Raw genomic sequence first — 2,901 nt, 5'->3', positions numbered from 1 at the left:
GCAGATTGTGTTCTCGGGCGCCGAGAACGCGAACGTCGGGCTGCACGGAGAGCTTCGGCGTCACGAACGCAGCGGATTCAACCATGGTCGAATGTTAGCAACGTACGGAAAGGTCGGACGGCCTGCGGAAAGGGTTACACACCAATAACGGCGCGGTGTGCGGCAGTGGTGGCTCGCAGTGCGACACCGGCATCGAAGCAGATGCGAATGCTGAAGATCTTGGTGACTTTTCTCTCAGGCCGCGGATGTGGGCGGTGTGGTCACAGTGGCTTCGAACTCAACGGAGATCAACTTGCCGACGACACGTGCCGGTGAGCTTCTCCGGAGTGAGCCACGCATCCCAGGTATCAGGCGTGAGGAATGCCGTCATCCGGTCATGCACCTCACCGCTGGCATCCCGCGCCTCGCGGGTGATGACCACGAAGCACCGCGACTTCTCACCGTTCGGCAGCTCCATCAACCAGGTGAGACCGGCGGCCGACAGCAGCCCTTTACCACGCAGAAAGTGCGGGGTCTCCGGCGTCTTGTCGCCGGTCCACTCGAAGTAGCCGCGCATCGGAACAATGCACCTGGCGGCCGAGAGGGTGGGCCCCCAGAAACCCTGCGCGAGCTTCACCGAACTAAGCAGACGCTCCGCCGAAAACGATCGTTTTCGGTGGGCCTCCGACCGCGAGCTTCTCATCAACGCTGACCCTGGTGAGACTGGACGTGAACACCCCTCGTGAGCCTCAACGCCGATCGTGGCCGGACAGTGATCGATCTTCAGGTCTGCGTCTCATCGATCGATCGCTCAGTGCGACGGTTCCGCGCCGAGCACCGTCAGGGGACCTTCGTCGGCGGTCGGGGGTTCGAAGTGGTCGAAGTAGTCTGCCGCGACGTCGTTGGAAAGCGCATAGTCGTCGGCGTGCTCGTGGCTCCGTGCCGCGAGTCGTCCCAGTGCGACTGCCCTTGGCGTGGCGAGATAGATCGTCTCAGGCACTACTCCAAGCGGGCGCAGCAAGTTCCGATAGATGAGACGGGCACGCTTGGACCAGAACGAGAAGTCGAGTACCACGTCTTGGTCAGCCGCGACGAGCGCGATGAGGCGGGCGCGGAGCTCCTGCTCGATCTCTTCATGCACATCGCTCGGCAGGGGCATCGTCCGGATGCCCCTGCGCCAGGCTTCCTGGTCGAATGAAAGACGAACCATGCCTTCCGCTTCCAGTCGCCTCGCAACGGTCGACTTTCCGGATCCCGCCGGCCCGCACATCAAAACAACTCTGATCATCACTCCGACGATAGCCCCGCCCGCTCTGGCAACGATCATTTACGGCAGACGCGAAGGTCAAACCGGGCGTAGTGAGGCAGCCGCTCCCCGCCACGTCTCGATGGCAACTCGTGTTTCAGGCGCGATGCACGATTCGCTAAACCAGGCTTCGAGATCCAAGTTCCCGTACATGTCGCGGAACGCGGATTCTGCGGTGTGGCCGAATCGGCCAAGGATCTGCTGTCGTTCTTCGACCTCAAAAGATCGTTCGTGCAGCTCAGCCATCGCGTCCGCGTTCGTGAATGACTTGAGGTAGTCGGCGACGGCGGCATCGCCGGTGACATCGACCGCCCTCAGGAGTACGGCGGCGACGAGGCCGGTTCGATCCCACCCTGCCGAGCAGTGGAAGAGAATCGCTCCATCATCGGCGTCAGCGATCGCGTTCAGTACAAGCGCGAGTCTGTCTGGAAGCGCCTGGAGGTGCGCGAGATAGTAGAGGGGCGTGCCCCACCGCCCATCCTCTTCATACTGCTTCCAGAAGTCCGTCTCATCGCTGCCGTCAAGATCTACGTGGATGTGCTTGATCGCCGGGGGGACTTGTCCCGTCGACTCGTCTGGTCGACGAAGGTCGATCACGGTGCGTACTCCGTGGGCGTGAATTGCTTGCCACCCCTCCGAGTCGACTCGTTCCAGCCTCTCCGAGCGAATAAACACGCCCGAGGGTGTCACGGTTCCATCTATGCGCTCTAGACCGCCGAGGTCTCGCACATTGGCGAGACCATCGATGCGGAGCGTGGTGAATCGGCCTGACTTTCGTTCCTATCGGGAGCCTTGTCCGACAGGTGCCGGATTGGCTGATTCCTGGTCAGCGTAATACGCCTGTTCGACCTCGGCGGGTGTTCGCATGTCGAGCTGACCGTGGAGGCGGGAGTTGTTCCACCACCACACCCATTCGAGGGTCGCGAGCTCGACCTGCTCGACGGTGCGCCAGGGCCCGCGCTGGCGGATCAGTTCGGTCTTGTAGAGGTTGTTCACGGCCTCGGCCATCGCGTTATCAAAGCTGTCGCCGACGGTCCCGGTTGAGGGGACAGCGCCGAGTTCGACGATCCTCTCGGTGTAGACCATCGCGGTGTAGTTCGACCCGTGGTCCGCGTGATGGATGAGTCCGTCGAGGCGCCCACCGGCGTTCCAGGCGGCCATGTCCAGGGCCTGCATCGGCAGGATCTCGGAGCGCAGCGTCGCCGCAACGTTCCAGCCGACGATGCGGCGGGAGTAGACATCGGTGACGAATGCGACGTAGGCGAACCCGGACCAGGTGGCGACGTAGGTGACGTCGCAGACCCAGAGCCGTCGCGGCGCCGGCGCGGTGAAGCGACGGTTCACGAGATCACTCGGCAGCACTGTGGTCGTGTCGGAGCGGGTCGTGAACACGCGCTTCGACTTGCGGACACCGCGAACCCCGGCGAGGCGCATGAGGCGTTCGGTCTGGTCGCGACCGATGTCCCAGCCTTGCCGTCGCATGAGGGCGTGCATCTTCCGGCGCCCGTAGACGCCGTAGTTCTCCGCATGCAGCCGGGCGATCTCGGGCACGAGCAGATCATCCTGCAGCTGCCGCGCGGACGGCGCGCGGCCCACCGCGGCGCGATAGCCGCGTG

At 63.4% G+C, this 2,901-nt stretch carries 4 protein-coding genes; all 4 read right to left on the bottom strand.

The window, feature by feature from the left end:
* Positions 1–277: 277 nt before the first annotated feature.
* On the bottom strand, positions 278–616 hold the full coding sequence (locus tag KZA10_RS11180) for an SOS response-associated peptidase family protein (protein WP_218682922.1): 339 nt from the start codon (positions 614–616) through the stop codon (positions 278–280).
* A gap of 174 nt (positions 617–790) precedes the next feature.
* Positions 791–1,249, bottom strand: coding sequence for an ATP-binding protein (locus KZA10_RS11175; protein ID WP_256934745.1), 459 nt, complete (start codon positions 1,247–1,249; stop codon positions 791–793).
* Positions 1,250–1,324: 75 nt separating this feature from the next.
* Entirely contained in the window at positions 1,325–2,032 is a 708-nt protein-coding gene (locus KZA10_RS11170) for a tyrosine-protein phosphatase (protein ID WP_218682923.1), read from the bottom strand.
* 33 nt (positions 2,033–2,065) lie between these two features.
* Positions 2,066–2,901, bottom strand: an 836-nt coding sequence (locus KZA10_RS11165) for an IS3 family transposase (RefSeq protein WP_218682920.1), incomplete at its 5' end; no start/stop codon positions are given.

This window comes from Microbacterium sp. BF1 (assembly GCF_019279095.1).
GTDB classification, from domain to species: Bacteria; Actinomycetota; Actinomycetes; order Actinomycetales; family Microbacteriaceae; genus Microbacterium; species Microbacterium maritypicum.
Note: the sequence above shows the minus strand (reverse complement) of the source record. Positions and strands in the feature narration are given on the sequence as shown.

What these genes read in the sequence shown, in the direction of transcription:
- KZA10_RS11175 (WP_256934745.1), bottom strand. Translation starts at nt 1,249, where the DNA reads ATGTGCGGGCCGGCGGGATCCGGAAAGTCGACCGTTGCGAGGCGACTG.